The 16,670-nt window shown below is 40.8% G+C and carries 19 protein-coding genes and 1 pseudogene; 13 read left to right on the forward strand and 7 right to left on the reverse strand.

All coding sequences use genetic code 11. The features are described 5' to 3' along the window. Nucleotides 1-389: hypothetical protein (locus H6G45_RS19435; RefSeq protein WP_242018043.1), on the reverse strand; the 389-nt coding region annotated here is incomplete at its 3' end. Between the two features lie 156 nt (nucleotides 390-545). Between H6G45_RS19435 and H6G45_RS04525 the strand changes: the two genes are divergently transcribed. Continuing rightward, nucleotides 546-1,115 carry a thermonuclease family protein gene (locus H6G45_RS04525; protein ID WP_190597037.1) on the forward strand — a complete coding sequence of 190 codons (570 nt, stop codon included), beginning with the start codon at nucleotides 546-548 and terminating at the stop codon, nucleotides 1,113-1,115. Between the two features lie 144 nt (nucleotides 1,116-1,259). Here the strand turns inward: H6G45_RS04525 and H6G45_RS04530 are convergent, their stop codons facing one another. Next, nucleotides 1,260-2,381 carry a hypothetical protein gene (locus tag H6G45_RS04530; protein WP_190597039.1) on the reverse strand — a complete coding sequence of 374 codons (1,122 nt, stop codon included), beginning with the start codon at nucleotides 2,379-2,381 and terminating at the stop codon, nucleotides 1,260-1,262. Next, complete coding sequence (locus H6G45_RS04535; protein WP_190597041.1) at nucleotides 2,374-3,312, reverse strand: hypothetical protein; 939 nt, start codon at nucleotides 3,310-3,312, stop codon at nucleotides 2,374-2,376. The genes H6G45_RS04530 and H6G45_RS04535 overlap by 8 nt, the downstream gene beginning before the upstream one ends. Before the next feature lie 586 nt (nucleotides 3,313-3,898). Here H6G45_RS04535 and H6G45_RS04540 point away from each other — a divergent pair. From H6G45_RS04540 to H6G45_RS04550, 3 genes are all read left to right on the forward strand, one after another. Continuing rightward, nucleotides 3,899-4,171 (forward strand): DUF4160 domain-containing protein, encoded by a 273-nt coding sequence (locus H6G45_RS04540; RefSeq protein ID WP_190597043.1) that lies wholly within the window; start codon nucleotides 3,899-3,901, stop codon nucleotides 4,169-4,171. Then, on the forward strand, nucleotides 4,161-4,613 hold the full coding sequence (locus H6G45_RS04545) for a DUF2442 domain-containing protein (RefSeq protein WP_190597045.1): 453 nt from the start codon (nucleotides 4,161-4,163) through the stop codon (nucleotides 4,611-4,613). The genes H6G45_RS04540 and H6G45_RS04545 overlap by 11 nt, the downstream gene beginning before the upstream one ends. A 250-nt stretch (nucleotides 4,614-4,863) precedes the next feature. Continuing rightward, nucleotides 4,864-6,591: an AAA family ATPase gene (locus H6G45_RS04550; protein WP_190597047.1), complete on the forward strand. Its 1,728-nt coding sequence runs from the start codon at nucleotides 4,864-4,866 to the stop codon at nucleotides 6,589-6,591. A 106-nt stretch (nucleotides 6,592-6,697) separates the two neighbouring features. On the opposite strand, the gene H6G45_RS04555 is transcribed toward H6G45_RS04550, so the two are convergent. Next, nucleotides 6,698-8,329 (reverse strand): IS1634 family transposase, encoded by a 1,632-nt coding sequence (locus H6G45_RS04555; RefSeq protein WP_190597049.1) that lies wholly within the window; start codon nucleotides 8,327-8,329, stop codon nucleotides 6,698-6,700. A gap of 392 nt (nucleotides 8,330-8,721) precedes the next feature. Between H6G45_RS04555 and H6G45_RS04560 the strand changes: the two genes are divergently transcribed. Beyond that, nucleotides 8,722-9,945 (forward strand): HEPN domain-containing protein, encoded by a 1,224-nt coding sequence (locus H6G45_RS04560; RefSeq protein ID WP_190597051.1) that lies wholly within the window; start codon nucleotides 8,722-8,724, stop codon nucleotides 9,943-9,945. Between the two features lie 49 nt (nucleotides 9,946-9,994). On the opposite strand, the gene H6G45_RS19350 is transcribed toward H6G45_RS04560, so the two are convergent. Further along, nucleotides 9,995-10,138, reverse strand: coding sequence for a hypothetical protein (locus H6G45_RS19350; protein ID WP_206754988.1), 144 nt, complete (start codon nucleotides 10,136-10,138; stop codon nucleotides 9,995-9,997). 58 nt (nucleotides 10,139-10,196) lie between these two features. After that, on the reverse strand, nucleotides 10,197-10,412 hold the full coding sequence (locus H6G45_RS04565; RefSeq protein WP_190597053.1) for a hypothetical protein: 216 nt from the start codon (nucleotides 10,410-10,412) through the stop codon (nucleotides 10,197-10,199). A gap of 731 nt (nucleotides 10,413-11,143) precedes the next feature. Here H6G45_RS04565 and H6G45_RS04570 point away from each other — a divergent pair. The 7 genes from H6G45_RS04570 (at nucleotide 11,144) to H6G45_RS04600 (ending at nucleotide 15,069) form a co-directional block, all read left to right on the forward strand. Further along, a complete protein-coding gene (locus H6G45_RS04570) occupies nucleotides 11,144-11,608 on the forward strand; it encodes a hypothetical protein (RefSeq protein WP_190597055.1) in 465 nt (154 codons plus the stop codon). Between the two features lie 472 nt (nucleotides 11,609-12,080). After that, nucleotides 12,081-12,374 carry a hypothetical protein gene (locus tag H6G45_RS19440; protein ID WP_242018044.1) on the forward strand — a complete coding sequence of 98 codons (294 nt, stop codon included), beginning with the start codon at nucleotides 12,081-12,083 and terminating at the stop codon, nucleotides 12,372-12,374. A gap of 392 nt (nucleotides 12,375-12,766) precedes the next feature. Then, entirely contained in the window at nucleotides 12,767-12,946 is a 180-nt protein-coding gene (locus tag H6G45_RS04580) for a hypothetical protein (protein ID WP_190597057.1), read from the forward strand. Nucleotides 12,947-13,134: 188 nt separating this feature from the next. Further along, the gene (locus H6G45_RS04585) at nucleotides 13,135-13,533 is read left to right on the forward strand and encodes a hypothetical protein (RefSeq protein ID WP_190597058.1); all 399 of its coding nucleotides are present in this window, start codon (nucleotides 13,135-13,137) and stop codon (nucleotides 13,531-13,533) included. Between the two features lie 63 nt (nucleotides 13,534-13,596). Next, nucleotides 13,597-13,854, forward strand: coding sequence for a hypothetical protein (locus H6G45_RS04590; protein WP_190597060.1), 258 nt, complete (start codon nucleotides 13,597-13,599; stop codon nucleotides 13,852-13,854). A 66-nt stretch (nucleotides 13,855-13,920) separates the two neighbouring features. Further along, nucleotides 13,921-14,478, forward strand: coding sequence for a siphovirus Gp157 family protein (locus H6G45_RS04595; RefSeq protein ID WP_190597062.1), 558 nt, complete (start codon nucleotides 13,921-13,923; stop codon nucleotides 14,476-14,478). 96 nt (nucleotides 14,479-14,574) lie between these two features. Beyond that, nucleotides 14,575-15,069 carry a Rad52/Rad22 family DNA repair protein gene (locus H6G45_RS04600; RefSeq protein WP_190597064.1) on the forward strand — a complete coding sequence of 165 codons (495 nt, stop codon included), beginning with the start codon at nucleotides 14,575-14,577 and terminating at the stop codon, nucleotides 15,067-15,069. Between the two features lie 28 nt (nucleotides 15,070-15,097). On the opposite strand, the gene H6G45_RS04605 is transcribed toward H6G45_RS04600, so the two are convergent. Then, nucleotides 15,098-15,439: a helix-turn-helix transcriptional regulator gene (locus H6G45_RS04605; protein WP_144428771.1), complete on the reverse strand. Its 342-nt coding sequence runs from the start codon at nucleotides 15,437-15,439 to the stop codon at nucleotides 15,098-15,100. Nucleotides 15,440-15,888: 449 nt separating this feature from the next. Here H6G45_RS04605 and H6G45_RS04610 point away from each other — a divergent pair. Continuing rightward, nucleotides 15,889-16,670: pseudogene (locus H6G45_RS04610) on the forward strand (hypothetical protein); the annotation flags it as partial.

Below are 16,670 nucleotides of genomic sequence, written 5' to 3' on the forward strand. Positions count from 1 at the left end.
ACGTTACCGTTGGAGTCTTTCAGGGTGGCGGATGGAGTAGGATTACCCACCAACACACCGTTGGAACATTTTGGCTCTGCTTCCACCACCAGAGAGTTAAAGGCAATGTCCGCACCTCCATTTAGTTTGAAAGTATCTCCGGCATTTATGGGCAAGCTGGTGGAGGAACCACTTAGTTTGATCACACCGCACTCGTTGGCGTTTTTATTGGTTGATCTGGGAAGGGATGAATATTCCCCTTTGATGGATTGATAACTACCCAAACCGGAAACGTATATGTCTCCTGTGCGGGTTTCGCGCCCCACCGTTGGATTGGCAAAGGCACTAGGGGCGATCGCCGTTATGCCCAGTGCAGCCAAGGCTAGACTGGAAAGTATTTTGTACTTCATAATTACAGTGAGTGTCATTGAGTGGGGCTATTTTATATGTCCCTCTCTTTTTGTCAAGGCTCTTTTTGTTACCGATTTATGGCTTTTTTTCTTGCTTTATTTGTTCATCAATTTCAGCTTTGACGTTTATAATTGCCGGATTTTATAGTTAACAATATGCACAAAAATCTTTGGTTAGTCCTGGCCCTATTCGCCGCCACGATTACTGCTTGTAATCAAGAGCAAATGCAAGAGATGGTTGAAAATACTATGGTCACTGAAAACCAGACTCCCGACAAAACCTGGCGGGTCAAGCCTGGCTCAGTCCATGATGGCGATACTTTTCGGGCCGTGGCCGACGTGACTAATGAGGAAATTAAGGTCAGGTTAGCCTGCATTGATGCCCCGGAAATTAAGCAGGCTGGGGGAATAGAAGCACGGGATTATCTCCGGTCAATGTTGACGGATAATCGAGAAATTATTCTGATGGGGGCGGAAAAAGATCAGTATGGACGTAGTGTGGTGGAAGTTTTTGCAATGACTGACACTCCAGGGATTGAGGTGGGAGTCAATGGAGAAATGATTCTGGCAGGTATGGCCCACTACTATGAACGTTATAACAAGTCATGCCCTGAGAATGCAGAGCAGTATGAATTCCTGGAACAGCAGGCGATTTCCAATAAAGGTGGGGTTTGGGCTAATGGCAATGCTGAACGCCCTTGGGATTGGCGGCAGCAGAATAAGTAGAGGTTGGTTGGCGATCGGAATTTTAATAGCAAAAGTAAGAGGTAGTGAGTATCATTAAAATACAGTATAGAATTTCTCTATTAACTTTTTCTGCTTTGTTGTCAAATAACAGTTCATAGTAAATATCACTCATTTTTGAATGTTTTAAATAAGTCCATATTGTTTAAAATTTTTGATTTTTTGATCCTCTATTTCTTTTAGTAAAATTTGCTTTATTTCTGACTTATTAACTCCTTTTGGTGGAATACTAAAAGACATACTTTTAATATTTACTTCCATTTCTGCATTAAGATTCTTTGTCTTTCCATAATCTGGAAATCCTACCGATATGACACATTGCCCAGTAAATCCTTTAACATCAAATTTAAATTTAGAATCCACCTGGTAAAGGCTTAAAAACTCGTGATAACTTTTATCACTAAAAAAGAAAGTTTGATGTAAAGCATTACCATTTAATTTTAGATCATTAATTTTTTGTTGCATCCAATCAATCCCTTTTGGAAGAGGGTTATTAGTGTCCGGTGAAAACTCAATATCTACAATATCGACAAAATCAAGAATTGTAGAAATAGAGCTCTCTGTCAACGAGAGAAGATATATAATCCTTCCAGAATTTGAAAATCTCGAAAATAAAATCTTTTCAATTTTTTTAGATTGATCTATATGCCCTTTATCCTTAAAATGTCTTACCAAGCTATTAGAAACTTTCGATGCAACGTATTTAGTTTCATTTGCTGTGTGTGTAACGATCAGCTTAATCTCATCTTCATCTTCCATCTTTTTTAATTCTAAACTACCTGGAAATACATTCTTATTAGTAGACCAGTTTTTCGACATATCTTCCCGTTCAACCAAAAAATCCATTTTTATATAATTTGGATTACCTTCGATAGCAACAAAATTTGGGCTTCCAACAACTTTATAATTAGAAAATTCTAGATCTAAAATAGAATTAATATTTAAATTTTCTGGCGCGCTATCAAATAAAGTTTCTTTTGATTTCCATTCAATTGTTTGCGTAATAATTTTTGGATTATCTTCTTTTGAATTTTGACATTCTCTCAAATAATCAAATTCACTTGGACTTAAAATTGTAGATGACAAAATTGGTATAGTATAGTGTTTCTCAGTATTATTTGTAAATATTCCACGATTTCTGAGTATATTTTTAAGATCACCATTTCCTACAAATGATTGCTCCATAAATCCGCGTAATAATTCTCCAAAAGGCAGAATTTGATCGATATCTTCGGGCTCTTTATTCATTGCTCGTATTCCTAAAGTCTGCTCGATAACTAGAAACTCTAACATTTTCGGTAAATCTCTTATCTCTAAAACTAGATTTTGCCTCGCTCACCTGATTTTCATGACGGATACGATCAAAATTCGGAAATAAAATCAGTGTATCCTTTGCGAAGTCTGATGTAATTTCATAGGAAAGTCCCATCAATCTCTTCAAATTATCTTTTTGAAAATCATCCATCACAGCTACAACAAAAGTCTTACTATCATCTTTGTTACTAAGCTTTAATGGTAGCACACTAGAGTTGACAAACTCTACCGGAAGGATTTTACCTGATGTTTCTTTATTAATAGGATTGTAATTTTTGCCAGTATTTGGATAAAAGAATTCGATATCTGAATCTGGTCTATTACTTGATAAATATTTAACAGTATTGTATATGAAACTCACACGTTTATTATCTACCACATAAATTGAGCCATAATTATAATCATCAAGATTGCGGGCACCTGAAACTTTTTGAATTACGTCACCTGTGTCTGAAGTGTCATGACTAAGCCAAAACAGTACTCCTGTTTCTCTGGCACGATCTATACCTGAAAATTGGCTATTGGAAGACTGGCGAATTTCTGACCCCTTAAAGCATTCCATTGTTTTAGCCAAATCCAAAAAGTGCTCTTTAAATTTGCTGTTTGAGTTTGCAGGATATGGATCTAGTGTGTATTTGACTGAAATCACTAAGTGGTCAAGTGTCCTGTTAGAAAGCTGAGACTCATAAGAAAATAAATAATCTATCCCATGTGTTGTTCGAGATTTTCCACTATTTCCATGGCGTAAACCTTTCATACAGGGAAGAGTTAAGTTACGCTGTGAGTCTCCCCAGCCTATCAAGTCAAGGAATTCTCCAACGATTTCTTCTCCTACTTCACCAATTCTTCTAGACCACTCTCCCATAATAAAAATTCCTTAATGAATCTACAAAATTATAGTTAAGCTACCTAAGTATTGACTTTAAGGAAAGCTTCTGTATATCAACCCCAAATGGAATAATCATAAAAAAGTTTCCTGATAACGCTCAAAACTAGAGCGATCACCGACAATCTGTTCCAGGAAAAACCTCAAACTTTAATAAGCTTATTGGCTGCTACCAACTGTCTGAAAGTAAAAAACAAGAGTTAATAATTCTTTACGAAACTCCCAAATCTTAAGTAATCACCAGAAATTACTAGGAGATAAGCTTTAAAACTTGGAACTTAGATATCCAGAAGACAAAAATAAAGATATGGTTCCCGGCACTTTATGGTCGTCGTCCCTCCCCTTGTTTACTGCCTCCCCACCCCCCCGCCGGACGAAAGCTAATTATCAAGGCCCGAAGCTACTGACCGGCGGCCCCCCGAGTGGGGGCGAGAAAGCAAGGACTAGATAAATTACTAGGGGCTAGTTGGCGATCGCCAAGTTTTCCTGGGAAATTTAACGGCAGTGAGAAGGATTGAATAAACCTAACTGCTTAGGTTATTCTAGGTTTATCCATCAATTGATTATGCCTAAAATCTTTGAAGACTCTAGGCATGGCCTAACGGTTTTCATTTATACCAACGACCATGTCCCTGCCCATGTTCACGTCTTTCCGGGTCGGAAAAGTTCCCGCAATCAACCGGGGATTAAGATCAATCTCGGTTCAGAGGATCAAGCTCCCTCATTAGTGACCATTGACCCCAGTATCACTAATCGGGATGCTATCAGGGCATTAAAGCTAGTGGCCGAACACCAAGAATTATTTTTGCAGGAGTGGAACCGGATTCATGGCACGTAATTGGACAATAGATTTTAGCGAGGAGGCCCTTGCCAACCAAATAGCCCAGGCAAAAGAAACGGCGATCGCCGAGGAAAATGCCGGCCCCTGTGTCCGTCAGGTTGAATATGACCATCAACGGAATTTAATTGTCTTTTATTTCGCTAATGGTTCACAGTTTGCCGTGCCGCCAGATTTGATCCAGGGTTTGCAGGGGGCAACAGTGGAGCAATTAAATGATGTTTGGTTGGATCGGGCGGGGTTAAGTGTGCACTGGCCAAGTCTAGATGCGGATTTTAGTATTCTCAGCTTGGTTCAAGGAATTTTCGGCACGAAGGCTTGGATGGCAGAGATTGGTCGTCAAGGGGGAAAACAGACTTCTGAAGCTAAGCGGCGAGCTTCCCGTGAGAATGGCCAAAAGGGAGGGCGGCCAAAGGGTTCTGTAAAGGCAGTCAAAATCTAGGTTTGTTTTATCTAAGTAAAGACAAAAAGCCAACGTAGTGCGTCAGGATCAAAATGACATTCCCCAACTGTCACCAGACTTTACTAGGGGTTAACGGCGATCGCCATACCCAAATGTAAAATCCACACTTACTCTCACACTATTCCTAAGAATCTGCACCAATATTCCACCAAAATAACGTAGATATATTACATTTACTGTATATTCACTAGTTAAGCTAGTCGGTAAACGTTGAGAGATATTCATATAAATGAAATTGTGTAGAATTGGGATAAAGCGATTCAGAAGTATCGAAAAATGCGATCTTCGTATTGAGTCAGTTTGTGCGCTTGTGGGGGAAAATAATGTAGGCAAATCCTCATTGCTTAGAGCACTAAATGCTTTTTTCAATCTAGATGAGGAAAAGGCATTTTTCTACAACTCTAGTCATGAATATTCCAATAGAAGCCAATCATGCATAATGCTAACGTTTTCTGATCTACCAAATGATGAGGACATTCAAAGTGCTTCACACACAGGCTATCTAAAAATAGAACTAAAATACCTTCCAAAAACAAAAAACTTTACTCTCTCATATAAAAACCCCAATCCTACAAGCATTGGTTTAGATTTTATAGAAAAAATAAAAAAGCACGTTGATTTTGTATTTATTCCTCCAACAAGAAGCAAAGAAGAATTAAAGTGGCAAGAAGAAAAGGCGATTAAACGTGTAGTATCTGCACTACTGAATGATAAATTTAAGACAAGAGATACTGTAACTCCAAAATTTTCACATGCTGCAGATTACCTACAGAAAAATGCATTGAAGCAAATAAGCAATAAGCTTAATGATTACTACGGAGATAGATCAGAACTAGATTTTGATCTTAGATTTAGCTCTAATATCCATTTTTCTGATTTCCTTTCAAGTCTAGAGTTTTCGATAACTGAAAATGGGAGCGAGCATCGCATTGATGACTGCGGGAATGGAGTCCAAAGCCTCACGATTATTGCACTGTATAGAATGCTTGGGTCATTGAATAGTGCAAATATCATTATCGGAATAGAAGAGCCTGAGACAAACTTACATCCTCAATCACAAAGACAACTCGTAAAACGAATTTTGACGCCAGGGCAAAACTCATTTGAATCTCAGGTAGTGTTTACAACTCACTCAACAGTAATTATAGATTCGCTTGGACACGAAAATATAATTCTTTTTCGTAAAAAAGAGGATACATCGCGAGGCTTTAAAACAGAGCTAAGCCACGTTAGAGATGATTTTTGGGTTCATTATGGTATTGAAGAATTGAAGTATTATAAATTCCATAATTACAGAAATAGTGATTTTTTTTATAGCAGATTGATAATTGTTGTAGAAAGTAGCACTGACGCAGGAGTGGTAAAACAGCTTCTCCTTCAAAGAAATGTAGATATTGATGATTATCCAGTGTCAATTTTAAACCTCGATGGGATCAATAATCTTAAATACCCGCTATTTCTTCTCAATGATCTAAAATTGAAATATGTACTGATTGTCGATAAAGATTTTTTTGTCCCTTATTCAAACGGGGAATTAAAAACCAGCAGGTATGGAAATGGTTTTCCAAAGTATGCGAATAATTATTCTGACGAGGGACTTATAGAGCATATTATCCCTAATCGAAGCGACAGAAGCAATTTGCTTTTACTGTTGCGAAATAATCATAGTAGAGCACTAGATTTATTAGAGAGATATAACGTTATTTGCATGAAGTATAATCTTGAAACAGATCTTGTTGCTTCCGATACCGCTACCCAGCTATTCTATAGCAAATTAAATATTCCTGTGGCATGTCAAAATAAGTATGAGCTCCTAGTAAATCGACATAAGCAAATCAAGTGCCCGGAACACCTAACTCATGTAGTTGCTAATACTCCCCATAGAAATCTCCCAAACTCATTCAAGCGAATAAAGAATGTGCTAGAGAGATTAATAAAAGAAACAGTGGGTGAATAGGCTTATGAAAGCACTACTGCCGGACAAATTTTCCGCAGAGCACAGCGTTAAGTCAGAGAAATTAGAAAATCTTAGCGATCGCCAGAAGTATTTATTGGTTACTAACCTACATTCCGCAGGTAAGAGTAGTATTTGTAAGTAGGTAGTAACGAGAAGTATAAATACCAAATAACTGAATGATGCGTCGGCGCTCATCAGTGAGATTAGTAATCTGTTGTACGCCATTGAGTACAACAAGGTGAATACCCTGAAACTTCTGCAGAATCCAGCGAAAAGTGGGTTTATCGGTGGGTCGCCGACGTTGGTCAAGTACCGTCTCCTGGGCAAGAGCGAGATTCTGCCGTAATTTGCGCTCAGCAAGGGCATAGACCAAAAGGGTAAGAGCCATGATCAGAGCTAGGGCTTCCACCCTCTGGGGCTTTTTGACAAAGACACTACTAGTGAAAAAAAGTGGGTCTTTGAGGAAACGGAAACCTCGCTCTACCCGTTGTTGCTGTTTATATTCCTCGAGAAGTTTCTGGGGAGGCCATTGCTGGGTATCAAGCTGATTGGTAGCCAAAATGAAACGGCTCGATTGCTGAGTGAGTTGGGTCTCAACATCGGGTTTGCGTTCCAACCGTGCCCGGATGCGATACCCCTCTACTGGCATGGCTGATTTCTGTCCACGGGGTTGTCCCGGTACCCTTTGACTACGGACAGGTTGGAGACTCGCCTGAACCAACTGGTGATATTCCAGGGACTCTGTGAATTGGAGAAGGGCCTCATAGGCATCGGGCTGACAGGCAAAAACAGTTCCTTGAAGCCGTTTAAGTTCTTTTTTGAGCTTTTTCTCCGATTTATCTAGTTCTTTTTCCCACAGGGCTTGATTATCTTTGCGATTGCCACTCTCAATCAATAACCACCGCTGTTGCTGTCCCCCATAATTCTGTTGGCTCTCCCATATCTGATAGTCGGGAAGATTACACTCGACCGGGCTCCAGTCTTCCCTCGAACCCTGAATCAGCTTTTTGGCAACTCCAATGGTTTGGGGCACCCGTGATAACCATTTCCACTGGGATACTTTCTCTACGTTGGACTGGCTATAGAAGGCCGCATCCATCACAAACAGACTCTCCATTTCCCACTGCTCCTGAAATTCCTGCACAATCTGGGCAAATCCTGGACCATCACTCTGGTTGCCACTAGCTACTTTTAACCACAGGGGCACTCCTCCATCACGACTGCACACTAGGTTGACTATGTACTGTTTCAGGTCTGGTCTGTGGTCTCGGGAGTAGCCTCGACAAATTGCGATGGCGTTAACGTCCTCCCCTTCTCTGCTATATTCCCCCTGCACTGACAGGGAACTTGAATCCAGATGACATTGCTCTGTGCTCACCTTGAATCGCTCTACTGCCTGTAGGGCTGCCCTCAAAAAGAACATTGTTACCCCACGTTCGTACAGGGCATCTAGCACCCTGCCCAGGCGGTCATCGTTCAGGTGCTTGGCTTCTATTTCCTCCCCCAGGAAATGCCCCATTGCCTTACTCTCAAAGAACTCGCTGAACAGATACAGCGGCGCACTCAGAAATCCAAAGCTGTTCAGAATCATTGCTTTGACCACCTCTCCACTGCTCAAATGATTTTGGTGATGACCTGGCAGTAGTTCGTTTGTCAACTCTACTAACCCCAATTCGTCTATCACCCCGGCTACTAGTCCCAGGTGGTCTAGACTTTCTACTTGTAGTTCGGGCTCCATCTTTATTACCTCCACTCTATTCTTCTTTTAATTATTATTTATTTTCCTCTACCTGCGGAATGTAGGTACTAATGGGAGGGAAAGTCCGCCCAGCTAAAGCCCGGCTTTCTATGGGGTCTAAATTTGATGACACCGTGGATTACCACCGTGCATTAAAGCCATGGATGATAATCCAAAAATTACTAGGGGTTAATGAAACACGGCAAAGCGGCTCTTTCGGCGATCGCCATAGGTCTTCATTAGTTAGAATCGCCTTAACAGTCGGAAACTACGATAAAAATTACTAGGGGTTAACGGAGATCAACACACCGGAATATAAAATTCACACTTGCTGTGTCACGCTATTGCCAAGATCTGCGGTATATTCACTATTTATATTGCAAAGGAAAATTATGAGTCTATTAAAAGTTGTGAACGAAATAATAGAGTTGTCTGAAATAGGCGACTATTTTGGAAGGAATGATATTTCGTTTCAGAGCTTTGGGCTTGGGAACAATACAATAAACTTTGTAGATGAAAATAAATTTAAATATTTTAATGCGATTAGTAATGCATTTTCCTCAGATTCTGAAATTGAGAGAACTTATACATTAAAAAAATATGAGTCTTTATTCATCAATCATTTTAGTGATTTCATGTTGAAAAGAAGCTCTGTAAAACAAGAAAATGTGGCTTTGTTTTGTGAAAAACTAAAAGCAGAAAAGAAAAAGACATTTTCAGTATTTCGAGATATACACGGAGTTATTCTTAATAACCCAAGCTCTCCATTATCGCTAGGTGAATATACAGTTTATGAGTTTCAGTCACAAAAAAACACTATTGAGTCAAAAACAAAGTTGAATTCACAAAATATCTGGTTTGGAGATTCTCCTCAATATTTAATTGAGTGGCAAGCCACAGCCAGGCATTTTGAAAAAGCGGTCGAAATTGCAGATCAGGCGTTTGAACGGTTCGAGTTAATCTTGAGGTATGTCATTGGAAATACCACATCAAGTTTTGAAGTTGGCATATTAAATTATCAAGGTTGGCGTCATCGACGCGCATATATTTTCTCTGATGATGGCGAAGTCTTTAATTCAGCAAGCAATCATGGCTCATTTGAGCTAATACCACTAGATGATCCATATTTTTTAAATGATGAGGCAGGTTATAAATATGTTTGGAATATTGCCAGCAGTAATAACTTGAATAAATTTCAAAAACGAATTCTTTTAGCTATTGAATGGATCGGACAATCAATAGCTGAACCTTTACCTCAAAGTGCATTTCTTAAGTCCGCAATAGCACTAGAAATTATTTTCACTTATAGTGAGAAAGCTATAATAACCCCGTCTATTCTTAACCAAATATCAGAGGGTACAGCCCTTATTCTTGGTAAGGACATCAAGGATAGGCTAGAAATCGAAGCAAAGGTTAAGAAATTGTATGGGCTGCGATCAGCAATTGTACATTCAGGCAACAAGAATATAAGTGAATCTGACTATCACAATATGCTTGAGATATCTCGTGCAGTGGTTGCTAAGCTCCTGACATCTAAGGCACTTATAAGTATCGAATCTGTTGAAAAACTGTATGAGTTGCTTAAAAGGACTAAATACTCAGGCAATGCAATATAATCTTCAGAAAATGATTCAGCCATAAATTTGCACAGATTATCGAACATAATCAAATTCTAGGGGCGATCGCCATTGGAGAAAAAGACCCAGTAATCGGTGTAACAATAACCAGCTTCATATTATGGTTACTAATGGTAAGCAAAGTCCGCCCGGCTAAAGCCCGGCTTTCTGTGGGGTCTATATTTGATGGCACCGTGGATTACCACCTTGCATTGAGGGTGTAGGCAGTTTTTATAAGGGATATAAAGCACTCATAAATATCGACGTAAAAGTTGATATACAACCGCAATAATCAATCCTATAAAAGCTCCAACTGGGCCAAAGAAAAAGACTGAGGTCATCGCTAATTCCAAGGGTTTGTCCTGAACATTAGTAGAAAAATTGTTGACAATGAAGATTCCGGCCATAACACCAAGAGCATAGCCTGCTAATCCAGCAAGTAATGCAATGACTATAAATTTGAGCATATTTTTAGTTTTATTTAATCCAAAGAAAAACAATTAGTTTTGATAAAAACAATAAACTTTAATATCAAGAAAGCAAGAATAAAGATGTGATTCCCGGCACTTTATGGTCGTCGTCCCTCCCTTTTTTTACTGCCTCCCCACCCCCCCGCCGGACGAAAGCTAATCATCAATACCCAAAGCCACTGACCGGCGGCCCCCCGAGTGGGGGCAAGAAAGCAAGAGGGCAAAGGACAATTCTAATATTCGACGATAAAACCCTGTGGCCTAGTCGGTCAGAGCAATAAATATTTCACTCGACTACCTGCCCAAGGCCGCAAGAGGGGGGGGGACACCCCCTTCCCTAACCCTTCCCCCTTTTTGTAGTCCGGTCAAAGTCAGCGGTCACGGGTTGATTAGTCCGCAGCTCTTTTTTCGGAAAGCAAGAAAGATGAGCGGATTCGATGTTTTTATTTTTGATTCTAAGGAATCGAAGATCCGGAAATACCGTTTTTTTTTGCAACGAGGAATTTTATCATATTCGTCAAAATTTTTTGGTGTTATTCCATTTAAGGAAAAAATTTTATTTGGAATATGATTTTTGCTTTTCTTGGGCAAAAAAAAACTTAGTGGGGAATGGAAGAGAAAAAAGAGAGGAGAGAAAGGGTATATTGGTGTATTGAAAATAAAAGTAATTTAATGTATTAATTATAGAAAAAATGATATAATATAAGAAAGTTTAAAAGGAGAAAAAGATGTTTAAAAAGTTAGGAGAAGTAGAAAAAGTAAAATTTAAAAATTGGTGTGTGGATAAAAATAATTTGATGATTAAAGAGAAATGGTTTGGTAAAGAAGTTAAAGAAGATAGGAAAATGGTATGGTTTGGTGTTGGAATTGAATTGGGGAAAAATGAAAAATTTAAAGGATTAGAAATAGATAATGGTTTGAAAAAAAGATGTTTGGAATTTTATGGTGAAGATTTTAATAGTTTATTATTGATGAAATATGGAGATGGAAGTAAATTAAATTTACATAGAGATAGAGATTGTTTTGATAAAAAAGTAATTATTATAAATAGTGGAATTTGTGTGTTTGAATATGATGGAGAAAGAAAAATATTAGAAGATGGAGGAATATATGAAATAGATGGTAAAAAAAGTCATGGAGTAATAAAAGTAGTTGGGGAAAGATATAGTTTAAGTATTAGAAAAGTTTTATAAAAAAGTGTGATTTTTTAGTAGATCAATCACCCCCTGCTAGTAAAATTATACCACGCTCTTTCCCGGCAAGGGTAAACTCCGCCTTCACCCTCCTTCTAGTGGTTGCCCCTGCGGGGCATTTTTTATTGGTCGGTTCGGCCCTTGCCTTGACCCAAGCCTCATCTGCGGGATGGAGGGGCGTGGAGTTTCAATGGACAGGGGGGGTGTGCCTTGTTTTGGGGGCTGGTCGGTGGGTGGCTCGGCCGCTCTGCCCTGGGTTGCCTTTTTCCGCGTATACGTGCTATAATGGGGTTGTTGGTTGTTCCCCTGGGGGTTGCGCTGTGTTGTCTGTTTCTGCCCTGTCGCCCTGCCTTGTTTCTCTGCTGTCGGCCTGCCCTGCTGTGGGGTTTTCCGGTTCCCGCTCTCTCTCCCCGTTGTCGGTTGCCGCTCTCCGTTCCCTGTCTGCCGCCGTTCTGCCTTTGCCCGTCGCTCGGTGGCGGTGGTTTCTGCTGTCCTCTCTGCTGGTGGCCCGGCCGGTCTGTGGTGTTTTTTCCCTTCGGCCGGCTGTCCTGGTGGGTTGTTGCCTTCGGCCCGGTCTTCCCGTTGCTTTTGTGGGCTGGGGTCTGGCTCTTGGGCCTCTGCTGCCTTTGCCCTGGGGTCTGGCCTGCCGTTGCTGGCCTTCCTGCCCCCTGGTGTTTCTGCCCCTCCCGGCTGGGGTTTTACCTCCCTGGGGGGGGGTTGGTGGGTGGCCCGCCCTGCCGCTGTTCAGTTGGCCCTTTTTTCTTAGTTTTTCCTATTGTTTTCAGCTTCCCGCCCACTCTCCTGGGGGGAAGTTTTTTTGCGTTAATCAGTAATCAATTCACTTAATTTTTCCCGTGCCCTATCCGTCCAATTAGGCAAAGCCTTTAATTTGGCCAACATCGACGGCGGAACACGGAGATTCAGAATTGCCGTACACGACTCATCTTTATCAGTTGTGAATTGAAATTTTTCTAAGGCTGGATTACCACCAGGACGGCCACTAGATTTTGTACCCATAAATTACCTGATATTTTCGATTCAATTCTAGCAGGTATACAGGCTATGGAATTTTGAAAAATCCTTGCTTATTGCATGTATACTTGCTATAATAAGCACATAAGGCAAAAGCCTAGACCACTCAACTACTTAGGAAAAATTATGACCATTCAAGAAGCAAAAGAGATCGCCGCAGTCTGTTCAATGATGCGAAGCGAATTACCGGATGGGATGTGGGAAGAAGTCAAGGAAGCAATTCTCGACTACCGGGAAGGAAAAGATGGTGAAGCTTTCGCGGAAGAATTGACCACTATTTGCAAAGACTGGGGGTTTTCAATCTAATGAAAGACTTAGAAAGCCTACGCAAAGAACTAGATAAGCTTGCACAACAAACTGAGCAAGAAGACCTGAAAAGGGAATTAGAAAGCCTAATTCAACAGATTCTCAAACATCGGGATTATTGTCCATTCTAAATAGTTCAATAGCCCTCACCCTGGGGGCTTCGACCACTCTACTACTTAAGGATTTTTATGATTATCAAATTGTGTGAACTGTCCAATCCATCCCTAGCCTTAGCTGTATCTCGTCAAATGGGGGGAAAATCTGAATTATTGCAACATTATAAAGACGTTGCAAATCATGGTGCAGATTCTGGATTTAATGGTTTTATTTATTATGCAGAAACCGTTAAATTTTGGCGCAATAATAAGAAATTAATCCTAGAATCCTTAAGCCAATTAGCGGATGATTTAGGAGAAGATGTAATCAATATGGTCAGAAATTTTAACTGCATTAAGGGTGATTTTTCAACGGATGAAATTGGGAAAGCTCTATATGGCAGTTACCGTGAAGAATTCGACTTAATTTATAACTGCTTAGCCTGGTATGCACTGGAAACAGTTTGTCAGGAAATGGAAGCCCTAAGTTAAAATCTCCCGACCTCAGCAAGTCCTAAAAAGGCTGACCACTCTTCTACTTAAGGATTTTTTACCATGCACCACGACACCAAAGAAGCGATCTCCCGTTGCCTTTATTTCATCGACCGGGAAAATAAAACCCAAGAAAACCCCATCATTGCGGTAATTGAGAAGGCCCTAGAGTTTGCCAAAAACGATGTGAGCTTTTCAGACCCCTACGACCTATTAGCCCAAATTGAAAGCGTACTGACTGAGGAAGAATTGGCCAACGACGACCGTTATTATTCCCGCCAGGAAACGGAAGACTACCACCGCAATTGGTTACATTTCTAAGCCCCTAGCAAAATCCCTAGCCCCCCTTGGGGCCTCCACCACTCTACTACTTAAGGAACATTTATCATGACAACTACCACTAAAAGCACCAGCAAAACCCCTAAACTTTGGGAACTGTCCGACGAAATTACCAATCTTGAAGACCAGATTTCAGAAGTTCAAGACCGGGAAGATTTAAGCGAATCTGAAAAAGACCTATTAATGGGAGAAATCCTAGAAACTTGGTTATTGACTGGCAAAGAATTTGATGCTAAAGCCTGTAATGTTGCCGCTTACATTAAGCACCTAGAAGCAATCACAGAAGCTCGTAAAAATGAATACCGAAGGTTACGAGATTTGGCAGAACAATCAGAAAACCAATCCCAGCGGTTACGCAATTACCTTGTTAGCAATATGCAGAAATTAGGTAAAAAGAAAGTTAGTGGAGTATCGGTAAATTTATCGCTACGAAAAAAGCCAGCAAAGGTTATTCTCAATTGCCCATTGGAAGACTTACCAGCGGCATTTATGAAAGTCGAAATTAGCCCCCGTCTATCGGAGCTTAAAAAACACGTTCAGGCTAACCCAGATTGTTCTTTTGCCCAATTAGCCGATATTGAGGAGTATTCAGTGATGATCAAGTAAACCCAAAGACCTGGGCAAGTCAAAAACTGCCCAAAAAGAAAGTGATCTCCCTTAGGGCGACCACTCTTCTACTTAAGATCTTCAGGATAACAAATCATGCTCCTTAACGAAATTCTCGAAAACCTACGCCAACCCATTGCTCCCCAGTTCATTAGCCAGAAAAAAACCTACAAAAATAAAAAACCAACTGGTTCCGTTGATTTTGTAGCCTGGTATGACCTAGCAGACTTGCTCGACGACCTTTGTGGCCTGGGGGGTTGGGAATGGTTAATCATTGACACCCAACAGATTGGCGATCGCCTAACCCTCACTGGCTCCCTGACGATCCATGGGGATGACCGCAGTTTGACCAGGCAGGCCACCGGCACCGAGGACATTGATTGTAGTAGCTACGGCGATCCAAGCTCCAATGCAGAAGCCATGGCCCTGAGAAGGTGTTGCGCCAAGTTTGGCCTGGGCCGTGACCTGTGGAGAAGAGAAAAACCCCAGCCCCTCAAGATGGGACAACGACGAGAACCAGAGAAACAAACAGTTTTGGCCCCTGGCACTATCTCACGGGAGGAATGGCTTAAGAGAAAGGCACAGACTTAGATAAAACGTGCAATTAGGAAAAATTATCCTAGCCGACTTCCAAATATCTTTGAGGACTATGAGTCTGGATGCGTTGGCCAATAGCAAACATCAAAGCCGCCAACTGAGAAGAATCCAAATTTCTAACCAAAAGCTCAGGAGATAAGGCTCCAAAGGATAAAGACGCATAAAAATCATCGGCAAACCCTGGCGACAAGCGGTCAGCCGCATCAATCAGTTCGTTGAGACTGTCAATGGAAGGAGATACCTTACGGTTCAAGACCTCTGAAATGTTCTGGGGGGTTCTCCCTGCTTCAGCCGCTAAAAACTTCCCCTTTATTCCATGGGCATGTAGTTTGGCACGAAATACCTCTATAAAGTCTCTCTTCATTACTTTAATTAACTTTATTTCTGAACTAATGGTGCTAAAATTAACCCGAAAGATTAATAGGTGGCTCCAATACCAATGTAACACACAGAAGAGGATCGTTATGCTCCAGGAATTAGTCCATGAGTGGCATTCATCAAATTTATGAGTTTTTGTATATCAAGGCACGTTTTTGTCATGGCCGTTCAGTTAAACAGTATCTAATTTATTTAGCATAGGTTTACCTTAAGCCTTTATACCTGCAACTAGACACTTTCAAGACTTAATTGCATCAATCAGATCAGCGCTTTATCTCCGTAAATCCACGCAAATCAGTCTCAAATTTGCTAAAAAGGGCGCAATGCTGAAAATGAAATTGCAATTTAGGAACTTACTTCTCCAATTTTTATCCTTTAGCAAAACAAAAAAGGCGGAGGGCCTTAAGCACCCAACGCCCCCAAAAACAATTTAATATGACTCAATTTTACAAGCTAACCAACCAAACCATCGATCAGTTAATCGCCGCCGATTTACCAAAGTCCGCCCATAAGCTCTGGCTATGGATTTGCCGTCTCGACCCCTTTGGAAACCGCCAGGTGCAAATCAGTTGGGAAAGGGCCTACGAAGCCCTAAGCATCAGCAAGACCACCTTTTACCGTGCCCTAGGTCAATTAGTTGATTCAGGTTTACTGATTAGCCAGAAGATAATTGGCTTTTGCGTCAGTCCCAAAAATGGGACTCAAGACCCAAACTTGGAAATCAAATCCCAAAATTGTAATCCCCAGTCCCAAAATTGGGACTCATCCTTATATAAAGAATTTAAGATTCTCTTAGATTCTTCAGAAAGCCAGAGCGAGGAAAAAGAAAAAATTCCAGATCCAGAAATTAATACAAATGGACGAAGTAATGGAATTAAGCCAAAAATCCCAGAAAAACTAGCTACGGCAGAAGTTAGCCAAAACTCATCTGCAAAACCTGTAGGTCAAGGAGAAGAAAAATATTCCGCCGCCCGCCGTACCAAAAAACGCACTAGTAAGAACCAAGGCTTTGATTGGCTGCCCCAGGGCCCTTGGAACATTGAGGGCAAGCTAGACCCCAATTTCCGCGATTGGTTGGCGAAGAACTGGCTGAAACGGTACGGGGGAGACTTCCACGATAAGCAAGCGGATGTGTTGGCCCATTTCAAGAAAGACCCCGCTAATCTGCCCATTCGCTGGGAGCAATATCAGAAAGAATTTGTCCATCGGGTAGAGAA

It is taken from the genome of Synechocystis sp. FACHB-383 (genome assembly GCF_014698605.1).
Lineage (GTDB): Bacteria > Cyanobacteriota > Cyanobacteriia > Cyanobacteriales > Microcystaceae > Synechocystis > Synechocystis salina.